13 protein-coding genes are annotated in these 19,831 nt (G+C 70.3%); 10 read left to right on the forward strand and 3 right to left on the reverse strand.

Annotated elements, in window-relative coordinates; genetic code table 11:
• Positions 1 to 10 precede the first annotated feature (10 nt).
• The gene (locus RV986_RS31035; RefSeq protein WP_475920545.1) at positions 11 to 571 is read right to left on the reverse strand and encodes a DUF4760 domain-containing protein; all 561 of its coding nucleotides are present in this window, start codon (positions 569 to 571) and stop codon (positions 11 to 13) included.
• 455 nt (positions 572 to 1,026) lie between these two features.
• On the opposite strand from RV986_RS31035, the gene RV986_RS31040 reads away from it, so the two are divergent.
• Positions 1,027 to 3,930 carry a PKD domain-containing protein gene (locus RV986_RS31040; protein ID WP_475920546.1) on the forward strand — a complete coding sequence of 968 codons (2,904 nt, stop codon included), beginning with the start codon at positions 1,027 to 1,029 and terminating at the stop codon, positions 3,928 to 3,930.
• A 290-nt stretch (positions 3,931 to 4,220) separates the two neighbouring features.
• The gene (locus tag RV986_RS31045) at positions 4,221 to 5,291 is read left to right on the forward strand and encodes an alpha/beta fold hydrolase (protein ID WP_475924496.1); all 1,071 of its coding nucleotides are present in this window, start codon (positions 4,221 to 4,223) and stop codon (positions 5,289 to 5,291) included.
• A 100-nt stretch (positions 5,292 to 5,391) separates the two neighbouring features.
• Here the strand turns inward: RV986_RS31045 and RV986_RS31050 are convergent, their stop codons facing one another.
• Entirely contained in the window at positions 5,392 to 7,131 is a 1,740-nt protein-coding gene (locus RV986_RS31050; protein ID WP_475920547.1) for a dolichyl-phosphate-mannose--protein mannosyltransferase, read from the reverse strand.
• A 95-nt stretch (positions 7,132 to 7,226) separates the two neighbouring features.
• Between RV986_RS31050 and rsmI the strand changes: the two genes are divergently transcribed.
• The 6 genes from rsmI to RV986_RS31080 all read left to right on the forward strand — a co-directional run bounded on the left by rsmI (position 7,227) and on the right by RV986_RS31080 (position 13,803).
• Complete coding sequence (gene rsmI / locus RV986_RS31055) at positions 7,227 to 8,084, forward strand: 16S rRNA (cytidine(1402)-2'-O)-methyltransferase (protein WP_475920548.1); 858 nt, start codon at positions 7,227 to 7,229, stop codon at positions 8,082 to 8,084.
• A gap of 229 nt (positions 8,085 to 8,313) precedes the next feature.
• The gene (locus RV986_RS31060; RefSeq protein ID WP_475920549.1) at positions 8,314 to 8,793 is read left to right on the forward strand and encodes a hypothetical protein; all 480 of its coding nucleotides are present in this window, start codon (positions 8,314 to 8,316) and stop codon (positions 8,791 to 8,793) included.
• A gap of 63 nt (positions 8,794 to 8,856) precedes the next feature.
• On the forward strand, positions 8,857 to 9,729 hold the full coding sequence (locus RV986_RS31065) for a TatD family hydrolase (RefSeq protein ID WP_475920550.1): 873 nt from the start codon (positions 8,857 to 8,859) through the stop codon (positions 9,727 to 9,729).
• A gap of 192 nt (positions 9,730 to 9,921) precedes the next feature.
• Positions 9,922 to 11,343, forward strand: a complete 1,422-nt coding sequence (locus RV986_RS31070; RefSeq protein ID WP_475920551.1) for a ubiquitin-like domain-containing protein — start codon at positions 9,922 to 9,924, stop codon at positions 11,341 to 11,343.
• Positions 11,344 to 11,887: 544 nt separating this feature from the next.
• Positions 11,888 to 12,856 carry a 16S rRNA (adenine(1518)-N(6)/adenine(1519)-N(6))-dimethyltransferase RsmA gene (gene rsmA, locus RV986_RS31075; RefSeq protein ID WP_475920552.1) on the forward strand — a complete coding sequence of 323 codons (969 nt, stop codon included), beginning with the start codon at positions 11,888 to 11,890 and terminating at the stop codon, positions 12,854 to 12,856.
• The gene (locus tag RV986_RS31080; protein ID WP_475920553.1) at positions 12,853 to 13,803 is read left to right on the forward strand and encodes a 4-(cytidine 5'-diphospho)-2-C-methyl-D-erythritol kinase; all 951 of its coding nucleotides are present in this window, start codon (positions 12,853 to 12,855) and stop codon (positions 13,801 to 13,803) included. The genes rsmA and RV986_RS31080 overlap by 4 nt, the downstream gene beginning before the upstream one ends.
• Here the strand turns inward: RV986_RS31080 and RV986_RS31085 are convergent.
• Positions 13,788 to 15,236: a recombinase family protein gene (locus RV986_RS31085; protein ID WP_475920554.1), complete on the reverse strand. Its 1,449-nt coding sequence runs from the start codon at positions 15,234 to 15,236 to the stop codon at positions 13,788 to 13,790. The two genes, RV986_RS31080 and RV986_RS31085, sit on opposite strands and share 16 nt — an antisense overlap.
• 524 nt (positions 15,237 to 15,760) lie before the next feature.
• Between RV986_RS31085 and RV986_RS31090 the strand changes: the two genes are divergently transcribed.
• Positions 15,761 to 17,569, forward strand: a complete 1,809-nt coding sequence (locus RV986_RS31090; protein WP_475920555.1) for an ABC-F family ATP-binding cassette domain-containing protein — start codon at positions 15,761 to 15,763, stop codon at positions 17,567 to 17,569.
• Between the two features lie 212 nt (positions 17,570 to 17,781).
• Positions 17,782 to 19,752, forward strand: a complete 1,971-nt coding sequence (locus RV986_RS31095) for an outer membrane protein assembly factor BamB family protein (protein ID WP_475920556.1) — start codon at positions 17,782 to 17,784, stop codon at positions 19,750 to 19,752.
• Positions 19,753 to 19,831: the final 79 nt, after the last annotated feature.

Genomic DNA, 19,831 nt, shown 5'->3' on the forward strand with positions numbered 1-19,831 from the left:
CCTCGGGCCCTCAGCCGCGTACGGCCTGGCCCTGCGGGGGGAGGCTGCTTCCGTCACCGGCGGGTGCGACGGCCGACCGTCGGGGCGTCACCCTGCCCGCCAGCCACTCCAGGTCCTCGTAGAGGCGGGGCTCGCCGCGCTCCTGTCGCCGTGTCTCGATCCAGGGCTTGTAGTTGTCCCACAGGGCGGTGATCAGACCGCCCCACGCCTGATCGACGACTCCCAGGTCGAAGGCGTCCGACTGCGCTCCGACGCCCAGATGGTTGTAGGTCGTCAAGTACGCGGTGATCAGATTGGTCGATGCCCTGTCACCTGCCAGCGAGAGACCGATCAGCTCGGAGATGGCTGTTTCATCCCGTTCGTCGGGAATTCCCTCATCGCGTAAATTGCTTCGCCGGTCCATGGTGTTGGTGAGGTAGTCCATGGTCGCCTGCTTACGGCGCCTGTCATGGTCCAGCGCCGTGCCGCGGGACAGCATGAGCAGCTGCCAGGCCAGGGCGCCGAAGGCGACGACGCTGACAAGCAGCGAGCCGAACGAAGCGATCAGGGACAAACGCTCATACGACGTCACAGCGGGACACCCTACGGAACGCCGCCGACCACCGGCAATGACCAGGCGACGAGCACCGGCAACGCCCCGCCAGCGAGCACCGCCAGCGAGCCCCGCCAGCGAGCACCGGCAGCGAGCACCGGCAGCGACCCCCGAGGCTGGAACCGGACGTCCAGCCGCATCCGTCGCGGACGGCGTCTCGTCATCGCCCCAACGGGTCCCGGACGGACCGGTCTTGGGCAAGGCGAGGGTGGATCATGGCCGTTTCTTGGGGGCGGGGCTGACACGATGACGGCTGCGTGTCAGCGCTGGAGTGAAGGACCCGCGGCAGTCAACCGGCAATCCTTCAGCGGCCGTTCGCCCGCAACCGCCATGCTCGTCACGCGCCGGCGTCGGTCGACGACGACTCGGCACCGCACCTCGGCACGACGCCCCGGGGCTCACCGCCCTTGCCGCGAACGCTTCGTGGAGACCTCATGCGTAGACCTCGCCCCGTAGTCGGGGTGTCCGTGGCCGTGCTCCTCGTGGCGGGGGTGGTGAGCGGCTGGGATACCGGTAGGGCGTCGGCGGACCCGGGTTCGGCCGGGACGTTGTACGTGAACCACGACGTGGCGTGCAGCGACACGGGCGCGGGCACACGGAGCGCGCCCTTCTGCACGGTGCAGGCGGCGGCCGACGTGGTGGAACCGGGGCAGACGGTCCGGATCGAGTCGCCGGACGATCATTCGTACTCGGGGTCGGTGACCTTGACCAGGTCGGGCACCAAGGACGCCCCGATCACGTTCACCGGGGCGCCTCTCGGCGCGGGCGGCTCGTGGGCGCAGCTCGCGCCGACCGGCTCCGGGCCGACGCTGACGGTGAAAGCGGTGCACGACGTACGGGTCGAATCGCTGGGGTTCTGGTACGGCGCCGGGGGCGGGGTGGCGGTGACGGGCTCCGAAGGCGTCGGCCTCGACCGGCTGTCGTTCCGCCGCCCCGCGGTGCAGGCCCCCGGCGCGGGGACCGCGGTGACCGTGGACGGCGCGTCCTCGGACGTGACCGTGTCCCGGAACTGGATCGCCGACGGATACGCGTACGGCGTGCGGGCGGAGCCAGGAGCGGCGCGGGTCACCGCGACGACCAACGTGGTGACCACCCCGCGACTGGGCGGGATCGCGGTGACGGGGACGTCCGGCGCGAACGTGACGAGCAATACCGTCCTCGCGCCCTGCGCCACCGGAATCTCGCTGGACGGCGGGAGCTCCGGGGTGGTGGAGAACAACGTGGTCGCCTCCACGCCGGCGAAGCAGAGCGACATATGCCCGGCACCCGCCGCTCCGCTCTACGCGGTGTCGGCCGACTCGGCGGGCCAGGTCACCGGCGACTACAACGTGGCGGCGAACGGTGCGCCCGGTGCCACCCGGCCGCGCCCCGAGTACTCCTGGGCCGGCAACCCCTACCCCACCACCGCGGCACTGCGGGACACGACCGGGCAGGGTGCGCACGACATCGACGGGCTCAACATGCTGTCCCTGACGGCACCGAACGAACACTCCGTCCTCATCGACTCGGCCGACGCCGACGCACCCGGCGAGCTCACCACCGACATCAACGGCGCCTCACGCGCCGACGACCCGCTCGTCGCCGACACCGGTACCAGTACCGGTACCGGTACCGGCGTGACCAGCCACCCCGACCGGGGTGCCATCGAGCGGCAGGACACCATCTCCTTCCCGGCCGGCGCCATATCGTCGCCGACGAGCGGGCTCGCACCGTTCGTCACCTCGCTGAGGACGGATGGCGCCACCAGTTCGTGGGGCGAGGCATTCACGTACTCGGTCGACTTCGGCGACGGCGGTGCCCCCGTCACCGGCGCCGCGGGCGCCCCGGTCACCCACACCTACACCACGCCGGGCAGGTACACCGCGACCATCACGGTGACCGACACCGACGGGTCGAGCCGGACAGGGCAGTACGCCCCGGTCGTGGCGGCTACGGCCACACCGCCCGCCGCGTCGCTGTCCGACGCTGTGGACGTCACGAACGACGGGGAGGTCGAGGCGGGGTACGCGCGGTTCACCCTTCCGGTACCGGCGAACGTGTGGGAGGTCGCGTACCGGTCCCTGACGTACGGCGACGGCAGCCAGGACAACCTGCCCGACAACGCGCAGCAGGTGCAGCACCAGTACCCCGCCCCCGGCACCTACACCGCCACGCTGACGCAGACGGACCGGGTCGGCCGGACCACCACCGCCAGGGCGACCTTCCACGCCGCGGACGCCTTCCTGCCCATCACCCCGCAGCACGACACCGAGAAGACGATCGCCGGGCACGGGGTCCTGAAGCTCTCGGCGGCCACCGTGCGAGCCGACTCCGACGGCGTGGACGCGGCCCAACTGCAGATCGTCACCAGCGGGGCCAGGGCGAGCGGCTCCCTGACCCTCTACCCGCACGGGACCACCCGGCCGGGCACCTCCAGCATCAACTTCGAGCCCGGCCGGACCGCCACCAACGAGGCGACCGTCAAGGTCACCCCGACCGGTTCGGTCGACATCTACAACGGCAGCTCCGGCCCGGTGACCGTCGACGTCGCCACGGTCGGCCTCCAGTCGCACGCCCAGTTCGCCCGCACCTACCACCCGGCCACGCCGGCCCGCCTGCTCGACACCCGCAACCGCACCGGCGGCGTCACCGGCCCGATCGCCGGCGGCCACTCCGCCACGCTGACGGTCGCCGGCACCCACGGCGTCCCGGCCGGGGCGAACGCGGTGGTGCTCAACGTCGCGGCGACCACCACCAAGGGGGCCGGCAGCCTCACCGCCTCCCCCCACGGCGCCGTCAACTCCAGCGTGACGGGCCCGTACTGGACCACCGGGCAGACCGCCTCCGAGCAGATCGTGCTCCCGCTGGTGGACGACAAGGTCGTGCTGCACAACGCCGGCAAGTCGTCGGCACACCTGATCGCGGACCTCGTCGGCTGGTACGGCCCCACCACGAGCGGTTCGGAGTTCCAGCCCGTCGGCCCGGCGCGGATCCTCAACACCCGCACCGGCGCCGGAACCGGCGGGAAGATCGCCAGGCTCGGTGCCCACGCCACGCTCAAGCTCAAGGTCACCGGCGCGCACGGAGTCCCCGCGAGCGGGGTGAGCGCCGTCGACCTCAACCTCACGGTGCCCTCGCCGTCCGGCACCGGCCACCTCATCGCCTACGCCGACGGCACCTCCTGCCCCGGCGTGGACTCGGTCGACTTCACGAAGGGACACACCGTCGCCAACCGCGCGCTGGTCAAGGTCGGCACCGACGGAGCGATCGACCTGTACAACGCCGGCTCCACCTCTGTCGACGTCTACGCCGACCTCCTCGGCGACTACGGCGACTACGGCGTCTACCCGGTGGGCTGACCGCCCAGCGGCCGGGGGGATCGCCCTGGGTCGGTGACGAGCACCAAGGGCTCTGCCCCGCCCGGGCTCGAATATATGAACGATCCGTGTCTGCCCACCCGTCCCGTCCTGGCCTGCTGTGCCTCCTGCCGCGCTTCCTGGGGCGCGCGCAGGAGTGCGCCTTCGGCCGATGGCCTGACGTTCCCGTGACCGGCGAGGTGACGGCTGCCGGACCGGGTAGGGGAATTCGTGCGTTCACCGTCGATGCAACTCGACCACCGGGCGGCCGCGGTTTCACGGGAAGCATGGAGATGATCAACAGGCGAACCTTCGGAAAGGTCGTGGGTACGGGAGCGGTTGCGGCCTCGACGGCCGGCGTTTCCGTGGCATGCTCGACCGCGGTGTCCGGCGAAAGCGATCTTTTTCCGCAGACGGACGAGCAGACGAGGCAGAGCTCAGGGTTCGGTTCGCTGAAGCAGATCAAGGCCGGCGTCCTGAATGTGGGATACGCCGAATCGGGGCCGGCCCATGGCCCGGCGGTCGTTCTTCTGCACGGCTGGCCTTACGACATTCACAGTTACGTCGCTGTCGCGCCTTTGCTGGCGAAAAAGGGATACCGGGTCATCGTTCCGTATCTACGGGGCCATGGCACGACGCGCTTCCTCTCGGCCAAGACATTCCGGAACGCACAGCAGTCGGTATTCGCTCTCGACATCATCGCTTTGATGGATGCGCTGCGGATCGACAAGGCGATCCTCGCAGGCTACGACTGGGGATCGCGGACGGCGGACATCATTGCGGCGCTCTGGCCGGAGCGGGTCAAGGGCTTGGTCTCCGTGACCGGCTATCTGATCACGAACCTGGAAGCCAACAAGAAGCCGTTGCCGCCGAAGCTTGAGTGGGTGTGGTGGTATCAGTTCTACTTCGCCACGGAGAGAGGCCGGCTCGGCCTCGAACAGAACCGGCATGATCTGGCGAAGCAGATCTGGAAGTTCAACTCCCCGACATGGGATTTTGATGACGCCACGTTCGATCGCACCGCGGCAGCGTTCCGCAATCCGGATTACGTCAGCATCGTGATCCAAAATTATCGCTGGCGGCTGAGCCTGGCCAAGGGCGACCCCCGTTACGACGACCTCGAAAAGCGGCTCGCCGCAAGTCCCGTCATCACCGTGCCCACGATCACCCTCGACGGCGAGGCCGATCCCTTCACGCCTGCGGGCGGCGGCTCTTTCTATCGCGACAAATTCACCGGTCACTATGCGCACCGAACCCTGAAGGGGATCGGTCACAATCTGCCCCAGGAAGCGCCCCGCGACTTCGCACAGGCGGTCGTGGACGTCGACCATTTTCCCGCAGCCGGGCGGACGTCATCTTCATGACAGCGGGGTCGCGGGCCTGAACGACCGCCGACAACGACGATGGCGCGGCAGTCCGCCGCGCCATCGTCGTGTATCGACGCGGCTAGACCCAGGTGTGCGGCTAGACCCAGGTGTCCAGCCACATCCGGGAGCGCCATTGGTCTATGGGGATCGCCGTGCCCGTGTACAGGGGCCAGAAGTAGATGAAGTTCCAGGCGATCAGGAGGACCAGGACGCCCGCGCTCGCCGCGCCGATCACGCGGCGGCGTTCCGTGGAGCCGGGTGGGCCGAGGATCGCGCCGATCATCATGGCGACGGCGAGGCACAGGAACGGGACGAAGACGACGGCGTAGAAGAAGAAGATCGTACGTTCCTGGTACATGAACCAGGGGAGGTAGCCGGCCGCGATGCCGCAGGCGATCGCGCCCGCGCGCCAGTCGCGGCGGAAGGCCCAGCGCCACAGGACGTAGACGATCGCGAAGCAGGCGGCCCACCACAGGAGGGGGGTGCCGAGGGCCAGGACCTCGCGGGCGCACTTGTCGCCCGCGTCGGCGGGGCAGCCGTCCTTGCCGGGCAGCGGGGACTCGTAGAAGTACGAGACCGGGCGGCCCAGGACGATCCAGCTCCACGGGTTCGACTGGTAGGTGTGCGGGGACGAGAGGCCGACGTGGAACTCGTACACCTCGTGCTCGTAGTGCCACAGGCTGCGCAGCCAGTCGGGCAGGAAGGTCCAGCTGCCGCCCTTGCCGTCGGTCGCGGCCCAGTTGCGGAAGTAGCCGCCCTTGCCGTTGGTGGAAGAGAGGATCCAGCCGGTCCAGGAGACGAAGTACGTGGCGATCGCCACCGGGACCGTCGCGAGGAACGTGATGCCGGTGTCGTGCTTGAGGGCCGCCAGGTACGGGTGACGGGCGCCCGCGACCCGGCGCGCGCCGACGTCCCACAGGACGGCCATCACACAGAACGCGGCGAGGACGTACAGGCCGCTCCACTTGGTGCCGAGGGCCAGGCCCAGCATCAGACCGGCCGTCCAGCGCCAGGGGCGCCAGCCGAGGCGGGTGGTCTCGGCGATGTGCACGTCGGGGCGTACGACCCCGTCCGCGTCCGCCGGGAGCGCGGCCGCCAGTCGGGCGCGCGCCTTGTCGCGGTCCACCACCAGACAGCCGAAGGCCGCCAGTACGAAGAACATCAGCACGCCGTCGAGCAGCGAGGTGCGGCTCATCACGAAGTGCAGCCCGTCCACCGCCATCAGCGCGCCCGCCAGACAGCCCAGGAACGTCGAGCGGAACATCCGGCGCCCGATCCGGCACAGCAGCAGCACCGACAGCGTGCCGAGCACCGCCGTCATGAAGCGCCAGCCGAACGGGTTGAACCCGAACATCCACTCGCCGATGCCGATGACGTACTTGCCGACCGGGGGATGGACGACATAGGCGGCGTCGGAGGGGATGCCGACGTGCCCGTTGTTCTGCAGGATCAGGTCGTTGGCGTTCTTGTCCCAGTTGACCTCGTACCCGCGGTGGATCAGCGCCCAGGCGTCCTTGGCGTAGTACGTCTCGTCGAATATCACCGCCTTCGGGCTGCCCAGGTTCCAGAACCGCATCAGCCCGGCCATGAGCGTCACGAGCAGCGGGCCGCCCCAGCCCGACCAGCGTTTGACGCGCTCCGCGACCTCGTGGTGCAGCCCGAACGCCGCCCAGATACGAGGACTGGGCTCGGCGTACGGCGGCACTAGGCGGTCGCGCACATCGCTTCTCGGTGGCGCCGTGTATCCGAAGCGGCGCAGCCGCTGCTGCCACGACGGCCGCTGCTCTTCGGCGGCCTGGCCCTGCCGGGTGTCCGTGGAGGACGCGGTACTGGTCACCGCGCCATCGTAGGGAACAGGTCTGTGGGAGTCCCGTGCACGGGCCGTAATGGGTGGATGAGACCGCTCTGGACCGCCCCTGCGAGGATGGGAGCGTGACAGGAACCCTTGTTTTGGCCGGCACCCCCATCGGCGACGTGGCCGATGCCCCGCCCCGGCTCGCCCAGGAGCTGGCGGGCGCGGACGTCGTCGCCGCCGAGGACACCCGGCGGCTGCGGCGGCTCACGCAGGCGCTGGGCGTGCAGCCCACCGGCCGCGTCGTGTCGTACTTCGAGGGGAACGAGGCCGCCCGGACGCCCGAACTCGTCGAGGCGCTGGCCGGCGGGGCGCGCGTGCTGCTGGTGACCGACGCCGGGATGCCGTCGGTGTCGGACCCCGGGTACCGGCTGGTCGCGGCGGCCGTCGAGAAGGACATCAAGGTCACCGCCGTACCCGGCCCGTCCGCCGTGCTCACCGCGCTCGCGCTGTCCGGGCTGCCCGTCGACCGGTTCTGCTTCGAGGGGTTCCTGCCCCGGAAGGCGGGCGAGCGGCTGTCCCGGCTGCGGGAGGTCGAGGGCGAGCGCCGCACGATGGTCTACTTCGAGGCCCCGCACCGGCTCGACGACACCCTCGCCGCGATGGCCGAGGTCTTCGGGGCGGAGCGGCGGGCCGCCGTCTGCCGTGAACTGACCAAGACGTACGAGGAGGTCAAGCGCGGCCCGCTGGGCGAGCTGGCAGCCTGGGCCGCCGAGGGCGTACGCGGCGAGATCACGGTGGTGGTCGAGGGCGCTCCGGAGAAGGGCGCCGAGGAACTGGACGCCACCGAACTGGTGCGCCGGGTGCGGGTGCGGGAGGAGGCGGGGGAGCGCCGCAAGGAGGCCATCGCGGCGGTTGCGGCCGAAGTGGGAATTCCCAAGCGCGATGTCTTCGACGCGGTCGTCGCGGCAAAGAACGCGGCGCACAGCGCCCCATAGAACAGCAGCGGCGCACAGCGCCCCATAGAACAGCAAAGGGACAGCGGCCGAAAGCAAAGCTCAGGCCGGGTCCCGAGGGCATTCCGACAAGGAAAGGCCAAAACGACTCCAACAGTCGACAGGCCTGATGCGTTCGCGCTCGGAGAAGCGTCCACTGGTTGAAGGAACGTACCCGTTCCTCGCCCCCGCCGACCGGGGGCGCTTGTCCAGCGGAACAGCAGGAGCTGGCATGAGTGAGATCGCAGGACAGACCGGCAACCGCGGCGCGGCGACCGCCGTGGTCAATGAGTCGTATTCCTTCGCCTGCATGCGTTGCGGGCATGGCTGGGAGCAGTCGTACGAGATAGAGCACCACCTCGACGCCGAGGGCACCGAGTTCGTGATGTACGTGACGAACGGCCGCGTCGTGCCGTCGCCGCTGAGCCGGCCCTCCTGCCAGAACTGCGACGGCCATGTGCTGCGCATCATGCGCGCCGGTCAGGTGTCCTCCGTCCAGAACTCCATGCACCAGCACACGCGCCGCCCGGTGTCCGGCCGCTCGGAGAAGGTCCGCGACGAGAAGGTCCGCGTGGAGAACGTGGGCGACGAGAACGTTCTCGACGCGAAGGTCCGGGACGAGGCCGCCGACCGGCCGGCCGTGCCCGTGGAACCCCACCACTGGCACCTCTCCGACCTGCTGCACCCCTTCCACCACCGCAAGGCGGGATGACCGCAGACGTCGGGTGACGTCACCCGGGTGAGGGCCGGCGTGCCCCTTTCGTAGGATCGGGGCATGCCCTCCGACAAGACCGAAGCACCGCCGCTCCCGGAGCCGCTGCGCGTCCCCGTCGCCGACTCGCACACCCACCTCGACATGCAGTCCGGCACCGTCGAGGAAGGCCTCGCCAAGGCCGCGTCGGTCGGGGTGACCACGGTCGTCCAGGTCGGCTGCGATCTGAACGGCTCACGCTGGGCCGCCGAGACCGCCGCCGCGTACGAGGCCGTCCACGCCACCGTCGCCCTGCACCCCAACGAGGCGCCCCGCATCGTGCACGGCGACCCCGACGGCTGGTCCCGCCAGGGCGCGCGGCAGCCCGGCGGCGACGGCGCCCTCGACGAGGCCCTCGCCGAGATCGACCGTCTCGCCGCCCTTCCCCAGGTCAAGGGCGTCGGCGAGACCGGGCTCGACTACTTCCGTACGGGCCCCGAAGGCAAGGCCGCCCAGGAACGCTCCTTCCGCGCCCACATAGAGATCGCCAAACGGCACGGAAAGGCCCTGGTCATTCACGACCGCGACGCCCACGCCGATGTGCTGCGCGTCCTCAAGGAGGAGGGCGCGCCCGAGCGGACCGTCTTCCACTGCTACTCCGGTGACGCGGCGATGGCCGAGATCTGCGCCCAGGCGGGGTACTTCATGTCCTTCGCCGGAAACATGACCTTCAAGAACGCCCAGCCGCTGCGCGACGCGCTGGCGGTGGCGCCCCTGGAGCTCCTCCTCGTCGAGACCGACGCACCCTTCCTGACACCCGTCCCGTACCGCGGACGGCCTAACGCGCCATATCTCATTCCGGTCACGGTTCGGGCGATGGCGGCCGTGCGGAACATTGACGAGGACGCGCTGGCGATGGCGCTCTCGGCGAACACAGCGCGGGCTTTCGGTTACTGAGACATCACGCTTCCGGCCATTTTCCGAGGGCACGGCTCTGGGGAGTGTCGCGACACAGCGTAGCCGCGTTGCTTGGGAGAGTGACGACCGCTCCGCTAGGTTCTGGTCGCCCGCCCGTCTCCCACCACCACCCTGAACGAGTCCTGCGGGCGCACCTTTTACTCCGCCGGACCCCTCCTGGAGCGTGTCGTCGTGAGCAACTCGCAGTACGAGACGTATGGCCTGACTGGAACGTCGTTCGAGGACCACGAGAACCGTGGGCTGCCGCCGTACGGTGACGGAAGCCTGGACAGCGGTGGCTACGTGGACACGTATCGGCCCGCGTACGAGGTGGCGGTGTCCCAGGCGCCGACCGAGCCGATACTGCCCCGGCAGGCACAGACGCAGACACAGACGCAGACGCAGGTGGATCTGGCGGCGGACCCGGTGGGGGATCGGGCGGTGGACCTGGCGGGGGTGCCCCGGCCCGGTGGGCGGGCCGCGGCGCGGCGCGCGGCCCGGCGCCGGCGGATCGCCGCGCGGCCCGATCCGCTGCGCCGTCTGCTGCCGCAGGCGCTGGTCGTCGCCTTCCTCGCCGGCGGCACCTCCGCGTTCGTCGCCAATGACAAGGCCATCGAGCTCAGCGTCGACGGGAAGCCGCGCACGCTGCACACCTTCGCGGACGACGTGACCGAGCTGCTGACCGACGAGGGCGTACGGGTGGGCGAGCACGACATCGTCGCGCCCGCCCCCGGTACCGCGCTGACCAGCGGCGACGAGGTGGCGGTGCACTACGGCCGTCCCGTGCGCCTCACCCTCGACGGACACCGGCAGAGGGTGTGGACGACGGCGCACACCGTGGACGGGGCGCTCGAACAGCTCGGGGTGCGGGCGGAGGGGGCGTATGTGTCGACCTCGCGCTACCGGCGGATCGGCCGGGAGGGGCTCGAACTCCACGTCCGCACCGAGCGGACGGTGACGATCATGGCGGACGGGCGGGCACGGACGATCCGGACGAACGCGGCGACCGTGGGTGAGGCCGTCGAGGAGGCCGGGATCACCCTCCACGGCGAGGACACCACCTCGGTCCCGGCGGAGAGCTTCCCGCGGGACGGGCAGACCGTCAGCGTCATGCGGGTCACCGGGACCAGGGAGGTCCAGGAGGAGGCGATCCCCTTCGAGGTGCACCGGACGAAGGACCCTTCGCTGTTCCACGGCACGGAGGTCGTCGACCGGGCCGGGGAGCCCGGGGTCAGACGGATCACGTACCTGGTCCGGACCGTCAACGGGGTCAGGGAGAATCCGCGGACGGTCGGGTCCGAGGTGGTGCGGGCGCCGCGGGCGCGGGTGGTGCGGGTGGGGACGAAGCCGCGGCCCGATTCGGTGCGGGGGGCCGAGGGGCTGAACTGGTCCGGGCTCGCCGCCTGCGAGTCCGGGGGGCGGCCCGGTGCGGTGGATCCATCCGGCACGTACGGCGGCCTTTACCAGTTCGACACCCATACCTGGCATGCGCTGGGTGGCTCAGGGCGGCCGCAGGACGCGTCGGCGGCGGAGCAGACGTTCCGGGCGAAGAAACTGTACGTACGGCGTGGGGCGACCCCCTGGCCCCACTGCGGCGCCCACCTGCACAACTGACCCACGCCCCTCGCCCCCGCCGCCCCTACCCGTCCCATCCCTGGGGGCTGCGCCCCCAGCCCCCCGCATCGGCCTGAACGGCCTCGTCCTCAAACGCCGGACGGGCTGGAGGGCGAGGGCCGGGGCCGGGCGGGTGAACGGGGGTACCACCCTCAGCCGCGTCCTCAAACACCGCGGACCCGCGCCCCCTCAGGGGCGCGGGGAACTGCGTGACAAGCCCCCATCGGGCGGCGGCCAAACCGACCCGGGTGGGTGGGGGTTTCGGGGCGTAGCCCCGGTTTGAGGGGCGCGGGGAACTGCGCGATCAGCCCCCACCGGCGGTCGGTCAAAGGGGGTCGGGTGGGTGGGGGTTTCGGGGCGTAGCCCCGGTTTGAGGGGCGCGGGGAACTGCGCGATCAGCCCCCACCGGGCGGCGGCCAAACCGACCCGGGTAGGTCGGGGTTTCGGGGCGTAGCCCCGGCCTGAGGGCGCGGGGAACAGCGCGGCGAGCCCCCACCCACCCGCAGCCGAAGAAGGCAGCTCTCCGCCCCCGTACCCTTGGTGCGTGAACAGCCCCACCCCCGACGCCCTCCTGGGCCCCGCCGAGATCCGCGAACTCGCGGGTGCCCTCGGCGTGCGGCCCACCAAGCAGCGCGGCCAGAACTTTGTGATCGACGCGAACACCGTCCGCCGTATCGTGCGCACGGCAGGCGTACGCGACGACGACGTGGTCGTCGAGGTCGGCCCCGGCCTCGGCTCGCTCACCCTCGCGCTGCTGGAGGTCGCCGACCGGGTCGTCGCGGTGGAGATCGACGACGTACTCGCCGGGGCGCTGCCGGCGACGATCACCGCCCGCATGCCGGCCCGCGCCGAGCGCTTCGCGCTCGTGCACTCCGACGCCATGCAGGTCAACGAGCTCCCGGGCCCCGCCCCCACCGCCCTCGTCGCCAACCTGCCGTACAACGTCGCCGTCCCCGTACTGCTGCACATGCTCAACACCTTCCCCACCATCGAGCGCACGCTGGTGATGGTGCAGGCCGAGGTCGCCGACCGGCTCGCCGCGGACCCGGGCTCGAAGGTGTACGGCGTGCCCAGCGTCAAGGCCAACTGGTACGCCGAGGTGAAGCGGGCCGGCTCCATCGGGCGGAACGTCTTCTGGCCCGCGCCGAACGTCGACAGCGGCCTCGTGTCGCTCGTCCGCCGCGCCGAGCCCCTCAAGACCACGGCCTCCAGACGCGAGGTGTTCGCGGTCGTCGACGCCGCCTTCGCCCAGCGGCGGAAGACGCTGCGCGCCGCCCTCGCCGGGTGGGCCGGGTCCGCGGCCGCCGCCGAGGCCGCGCTCGTCGCCGCCGGTGTCTCGCCGCAGGCCCGCGGGGAGTCGCTCACGGTGGAGGAGTTCGCCCGCATCGCCGAGAACAAGGTCGAGAACAAGGTCGAGAACAAGGTCGAGAACGAGATCGAGAACAAGGTCGAGAACGAGATCGAGAACGAGATCGAGAACAAGGTCGAGAACGAGGAGAGCGCTCAGCCGTGACGGAGTCTCAGACGGAAACCGGCACGGACATCGTGACCGTCCGCGTGCCCGCCAAGGTCAACGTCCAGCTCGCGGTCGGCGCCGCTCGCCCCGACGGTTTCCACGACCTGGCCAACGTCTTCCTCGCCGTGGGGCTGTACGACGAGGTCACCGCGACGCCGGCCGACGAGCTGCGGATCACCTGCGAGGGCCCGGACGCCGACCAGGTCCCCCTCGACGCCACCAACCTCGCGGCCCGCGCGGCCCTCGAACTCGCCCGCCGCCACGGCATCGAACCCGCCGTCCACCTCCACATCGTCAAGGACATCCCCGTCGCGGGCGGCATGGCGGGCGGCAGCGCGGACGGCGCCGGTGCGCTGCTCGCCTGCGACGCCCTGTGGGGAACCAATGCCTCCCGCGCGCAGCTCCTCGACATCTGCGCCGAGCTGGGCAGCGACGTGCCCTTCAGCCTGGTCGGCGGGGCGGCGCTGGGCGTCGGGCGGGGCGAGCGGCTGCGGACGCTGGAGGTCGGCGGGACCTTCCACTGGGTCTTCGCGATCGCCGAGCGCGGGCTGTCGACCCCGGCGGTGTTCCGGGAGTTCGACCGGATGAACGAGGGGGTGCGGATCCCGGAGCCGGTCGCCTCGCGGGAACTGTTCGACGCGCTCGCGAAGGGGGACGCCGGGGCGCTCTCCCGCACCGTCTCCAACGACCTCCAGCCCGCCGCCCTCTCCCTCTTCCCGGCCCTTGCCGACACTCTCGCCGCGGGGCGCGCGGCCGGTGCGCTCGCCGCCCTCGTCTCCGGTTCCGGCCCGACCACGGCCTTCCTCGCACCGGACGCCGAGTCCGCGCGCACGGTCGCCGACGCGCTGTGCGCCTCCGGCACCTGCCGGACGGTACGGGTCACCGACGGGCCCGCCCCCGGCGCGACGGTCGTGCCAGTAGCTGAAGCTCAAGCGAACGCTTGAAGGAGGAATGCTCCGGGCCCGGTCGCGGACAAGGCCAGTCGCTCCGGAGCCCAGCGACGCCGGTTGTTGGCGGGACGGATCGCGACGTGCACGCCCAGGGTGAGGAGGATCTCCCTCCGTCCTCCTGAGCTCCGGGCTTCCCACTCCTCAGCCACTGTCTTTCCGGTGAAGCTCCACTCGTAGCAGGCTGCGTTGGCCGGGAGGTTCATTGTCCAGGCAGCGGAGTGCGCTTCGAGCTGCCGCTGGACGGCATCAGCCGCGGGACCACGAAGGCCGACCAGCCGTCTGGCCAATTCGCCGACGTCTGAGCGAAGCTCTTCACGGGAACTGCCTTCCGGGGAGGAGACGGAGGGGAGCCGTGCGATGAAAGGTAGTGCGCCGTAGCTGCCGAGAACCCAGTCGCGGACGGCGTCTTCCAGACGCGTGGCGGAGATCAGTACTTTGCAGCCGTTCGAGCAGCGGTACACGTCATTCGGGCTTCCGTCGCCGACATACCGACGTGTGTTGTAGTGGAGCTGCCCGTCGCATTCCGCACACCGGGCCACATGGAGCAGCAAGGATGACCGCAGCCTGGGCCGTTGAGACGTTCGGCCGCGTGACTGCAGTGTTGTCTGCAATCTGTCCCACGTTCGGGAATCGATCAGCGGCGGCCCTACAGGCACGGGGCGGTCCAACGCGTCGGTAGCGGCCAGCCGCTCGCGGCCCTGGCCCACGGTCCGGTGACCCAGCAGGGCCGGAGAGCGCAGCATCCTCCGCAGGACGGTGGGTGACCATTGAGAGACTTTCCCCGTTCGGGAGCACACCGTTGCAGGGGAGGGGATTCTGTCGGAATTGAGGGAGTTGCACACTGCGGTCACTGTTTCCCCGGCGAGGACTTGTTCCACGATCCACCTCATTCGGGGTGCGTTCTCCTCGTGCTCAGCCAGACGCTTGCCTCCTGCGCCGTCCGGCACGATGCGGTATCCGTAGGGCGCATTCCCCCCGATCCAGCGTTCGGCATGCTGGAGCGCAAGTCGGGAACGGGTGATCCTCGCCTGCATCAGGGCGCTTTCCTTTTCGGCCAGGGCGACCGCGCGCAGGAACTCGGCTCTCTCCGAGGGGACAGTGGAGTCCAATGGGCCGTTGGCGGCGATGACCGCCGCGCTTGTTGCGCTCAGGATGTCCAGGAGTTCTATCGCGACCGGCACGGAACGGGCGAGGCGGTCGGGACGTGCCACGAGAAGTGCATCGAACTCGTGCCGTCTGGCCATGATGCCCGCCAGGCCCGGGCGCCTCGTGTGAGGCGTCGCGCCTGAAACGTCCACGTCCTGGCCTTGCATGACGACGTCCCAGCCGCGCGTCGCGCACAGTGTGTGACAGTCCTCGCGTTGTGATGCGATCGATGTGCTGCCGCCGTTGTCGCGACTGAGCCGTAGATACATCGCAATCCGCATGTGATCCCCTCAACTCTGACGCTCATGTTGGACCAAGGGATGATTCTCTGTAGCAGTAGTGCGCACATGTGATGAATTGGAGTTAAGTAACCCGAAAGGGTGGCTGCTGGCGGGGTGCGGTCGGTCTGCTGTCGCGTAAATGCGGCCGTCGCCGCATGGGAGCGCGACCCCCGCGGTGCTCCTGCCGGAAGGTTGCTGCGGGATGGCATGCCTGTGCATGGGCGGTGGCGTCGGCCCTGATCCCACGCCAGGGGTTGGTCGGCGGCGGCGCCCGAGTGCCCGGACCTTGCCGGGGGATCGTTCGGCCGCGGGTGGGCGGGGGCTGGTCGCACAGTTCTCCGCGCCCCTGGAGGGGGCCACCGATGTGGGGGTCCAGGGGCGCGGCGCCCCTGGCGGGGTCTGGAGTGGAGCCCCAGGGGACGGGAATGGGGAGGGGTGGCGGGGGCGAAAACAGGCGTGGCGTCGGGGGACGACGGACCCGGACTACCCTTGAGGGTCGATCGTCCCCCTTGTTCAGGAGAGAAATGGCCGTCAACCTGGTCAATGTCGAGTCCGTCAGCAAGGTGTACGGCACCCGCGCCCTGCTCGACGGAGTCTCCCTCGGCGTCAGCGAGGGCGACCGGATCGGAGTGGTCGGACGGAACGGCGACGGCAAGACCACCCTCATCCGCATGCTCGCCAAGCTGGAGGAGGCCGACACCGGCCGCGTCACGCACTCCGGCGGCCTGCATCTGGGGGTGCTCACGCAGCACGATTCGCTCGACCCCACGGCCACCGTCCGGCACGAGGTCATCCGGGACCTCGCCGACCACGAGTGGGCGGGCAACGCCAAGATCAGGGACGTACTGACCGGACTGTTCGGCGGCCTGGACCTGCCCGGCTTCCCGCAGGGACTCGACACCGTGATCGCCCCCCTCTCCGGTGGTGAGCGCCGCCGTATCGCCCTCGCGAAGCTGCTCATCGAGGACCAGGACCTGATCATCCTCGACGAGCCCACCAACCACCTCGACGTGGAGGGCATCGCCTGGCTCGCCCAGCACCTGCGGGAGCGGCGCTCCGCGCTGGTCTGCGTCACGCACGACCGGTGGTTCCTCGACCAGGTCTGCACCCGCATGTGGGACGTGCAGAAGGGCGCGGTGTACGAGTACGAGGGCGGGTACACCGACTACGTCTTCGCGCGTGCGGAGCGTGAGCGCATCGCGGCCACCGAAGAGGTCAAGCGGCAGAACCTGGTGCGCAAGGAGCTGGCCTGGCTGCGGCGCGGCGCCCCCGCGCGCACCTCCAAGCCGCGCTTCCGCGTCGAGGCCGCCAACGAGCTGATCGCGGACGTGCCGCCGCCGCGCGACAAGAGCGAGCTGATGAAGTTCGCCAGTTCGCGGCTCGGCAAGACCGTTTTCGATCTTGAGGACGTGACCGTGCAGGCCGGGCCCAAGGTGCTGCTCAAGCACCTCACCTGGCAGCTCGGGCCCGGCGACCGGGTCGGGCTGGTGGGCGTGAACGGGGCCGGCAAGACCTCCCTCCTGCGCGCCATGGCCGACGCCGCCCGCAGCGAGGGGGAGACGCAGCCCGTCGCCGGGCGGATCAGCACCGGCAAGACCGTCAAGCTCGCCTATCTGTCCCAGGAGGTCGCCGAGCTCGACCCCACCTGGCGGGTGCTGCAGGCCGTGCAGGCCGTCCGCGACCGGGTCGACCTCGGCCAGGGGCGGGAACTGACCGCGGGGCAGCTCTGCGAGACGTTCGGCTTCAACAAGGAGAAGCAGTGGACGCCCGTCGGCGACCTCAGCGGTGGTGAGCGGCGCCGGCTCCAGCTGCTGCGCCTGCTCATGGCCGAGCCCAACGTCCTCTTCCTCGACGAGCCCACCAACGACCTCGACATCGAGACGCTGACCCAGCTGGAGGACCTGCTCGACGGATGGCCCGGCTCGATGGTCGTGATCTCCCACGACCGGTTCTTCATCGAGCGGACCACGGACAACGTGTTCGCGCTGCTCGGCGACGGCACGCTGCGGATGCTGCCGCGCGGGATCGACGAGTACCTGGAGCGACGCAGGCGGATGGAGGAGGTCGCCGCGGCCGCCGTACTCGCCGCCGCGCCCTCGACCTCCGCGAAGACCGCCTCCGCCGCCGACGCCCGCGCCGCGAAGAAGGAGCTGCAGAAGATCGAGCGGCAGCTCGACAAGATCTCCGAGAAGGAGACCAGGCTGCACACCCAAATCGCCGACGATGCAACGGACTTCGAGAAGGTGGCCAAACTCGACGCCGAACTGCGCGAGTTGGCGGGTGAACGCGAGGAACTGGAACTGCGCTGGCTGGAGCTCGCGGAGGACGCGTAATCCACGGTGAAGGGCGCGTAAAGGCGCGTAACGAGGGCATCACGGGCCGGTCCTCCCTTGGGAACAGGGGGAGATCGGCCCGCTGTTCGAGGGCGTCAGAGTGATAGAAAGGTTTGTCTGGGAACAGTTTGAGAACCACCGGTGTGGCGCGAAGTCGACTGCCGACCGTGCCGCCGGTGGGCGCGACATCAGTGGATGAGGGGGACGCGCTGATGAGTCAGCCGCCGGATCAGCCGCCGGATCAGCCGCCGGATCAGCCGCCGGATCAGCCGCCGCCGGGCGGCTTCGGGACACCGCAGGACCAGTCGGCGCCGGCGCCACCGGCGCAGGGCGTTTTCGGCGCGCCCCCCGGCGTCCCCCAGGGCACGCCCCCTCCACCGCAGCCCGGGCCCGGGCCCGTACCCGGCTACGGATATCCGCAACAGCCCGGCCCGTACGCCCAGCCGGGCCCGTACGCCCAGCCGGGCGCGAACGCTCAGCAGGGCCCGTACGCCCAGCCGGGCGCGAACGCTCAGCAGGGCCCGTACGCCCAGCCGGGCTCGTACGCCCAGCCGGGCTCGTACGCCCAGCCGGGCTCGTACGCCCAGCCCGGACCGTACGGTCAGCAGCCCGGGCCCGTCCCCGGGCACGGCTACCCGCCGCAGCCCGGTGCGTATCCACAGCCACAACCACAGCCGCAGCCGCAGCCACAGCTACAGCCGCCGTACCCGGGCACGCCCGGCACTCCTCCTCCGCCCCCCGGCGGTTCCAAGAACCCCTTCAAGGCGCGGCCCGCCGCGATCATCGGCGTGGCCGTGGCCGCCCTGCTGGTCGCCGGCGCAGCAGTGTGGGCCGTCGGCGGCGGTGTCGGCGGGGACCACGGCAAGAAGCCGGTCGCCGAGGACAGCAAGGGCGGGAAGACCACGGCCTCCGACGCCCCGGTCAACCCCGGTGACGGCAGCGGCAACGGCGGAGACGACGCCGAGGACCTCAACGCGGGCCGCAAGTCGGGCGAGGCCAAGGTGCTCTGGTACAAGCAGGCGCCCGACGCCCCCGGTTCGGGAGCCGACGCCCCCGGCCTGTGGATCACCGACAAGACGGTGGTGAAGCCCGCGTACAAGCAGGTGTTCGCGTACGACGTCGGTGACGGCAGTCCCACGTGGGACCCGATCACGTTCCCGCAGAAGATCTGCGCGGTCACCCCGCAGAAGACGTCCGACGACAAGGCTGTCGTGGCGTACATGAGCGGCGCGGGCGACAACGCCAAGTGCAACCAGCTCCAGCAGATCGACCTCGGCACCGGTGCGAAGGGCTGGAGCGCGAAGGTCCCCGACGGCGCGCTCTTCGACAGCACGCTCACGGTCGAACTGTCCCTCGTCGGCGACACGTTGATGGTCGGCCGCTCGCAGTCCGGTACGGCGTACGACGTCACCAGCGGCAAGCACCTGTGGGACAAGAAGAACTACGGCGCGGGCTGCTACCCGGCCGCGTTCGCCGGCGGTGCCAAGCTGCTCGTCGTCTCCTCCTGCGGTGTCGGCACCGACACCGAGCACGACGAGGTGCAGCAGTTGGACCCGGCGACCGGCAAGGCCAAGTGGACGACCAAGATCCCCAAGGGCTGGACGGTCGAGCGCACCTACTCCGTCGATCCCGTCGTCATCTACATGACCAACAAGGACGAGAAGCGGGTCAACGTCACCACGCTGAAGGACAACGGTGACGTCCGCTCGCAGCTCAAGAGCGACGACATCTTCGCGCCCGAGTGCGGCTACGCGCTCCTGGACCGCGATCTGCAGGGCTGCTTCGGCACCGCCGCCGACGCGAGCACCCTCTATCTGCCGACCGAGGCGAAGACCGGCGCCAACGAGGTCGTCGCGTTCGACCTGGCGACCGGCAAGGAGAAGTGGCGCGTCAAGTCCCCGGCCGACGAGTCGATGCTGCCGCTGAAGATGGACGGCACACGGCTGATCGCGTACGTCGAGCCGTCGTACGACGCCGGTGGCCAGGTCGTGTCGATCCCGACCACCGGCAGCAGCCACAAGCCGACCACGCTGCTGCGCAACCCACGGGGCACCGCGTCGATCGAGAGCGGCTTCTTCTCGAAGGCGGTCGGGTACGTGGACGGGCGCTTCTACATCTCCACCACCCGGCTGACGGGCAACGACCAGTCGAAGGAGAAGTTGATGCTGGCCTACGGCAAGTGAGGCGCGCTCACGCCCCCTTCCTCTCCTTCTCCCCCCTCCCTTCTCCCCCCTCTCCCCTCTCCCCTCTTCTCCGCTCCCG

The sequence above is a fragment of the Streptomyces sp. RLA012 genome, from assembly GCF_056270325.1.

What these genes read in the sequence shown, in the direction of transcription:
- RV986_RS31040 (WP_475920546.1), top strand. Translation starts at nt 1,027, where the DNA reads ATGCGTAGACCTCGCCCCGTAGTCGGGGTGTCCGTGGCCGTGCTCCTC.
- RV986_RS31045 (WP_475924496.1), top strand. Translation starts at nt 4,221, where the DNA reads ATGATCAACAGGCGAACCTTCGGAAAGGTCGTGGGTACGGGAGCGGTT.
- RV986_RS31060 (WP_475920549.1), top strand. Translation starts at nt 8,314, where the DNA reads ATGAGTGAGATCGCAGGACAGACCGGCAACCGCGGCGCGGCGACCGCC.
- RV986_RS31065 (WP_475920550.1), top strand. Translation starts at nt 8,857, where the DNA reads ATGCCCTCCGACAAGACCGAAGCACCGCCGCTCCCGGAGCCGCTGCGC.
- RV986_RS31085 (WP_475920554.1), bottom strand. Translation starts at nt 15,236, where the DNA reads ATGCGGATTGCGATGTATCTACGGCTCAGTCGCGACAACGGCGGCAGC.
- RV986_RS31090 (WP_475920555.1), top strand. Translation starts at nt 15,761, where the DNA reads ATGGCCGTCAACCTGGTCAATGTCGAGTCCGTCAGCAAGGTGTACGGC.
- RV986_RS31095 (WP_475920556.1), top strand. Translation starts at nt 17,782, where the DNA reads ATGAGTCAGCCGCCGGATCAGCCGCCGGATCAGCCGCCGGATCAGCCG.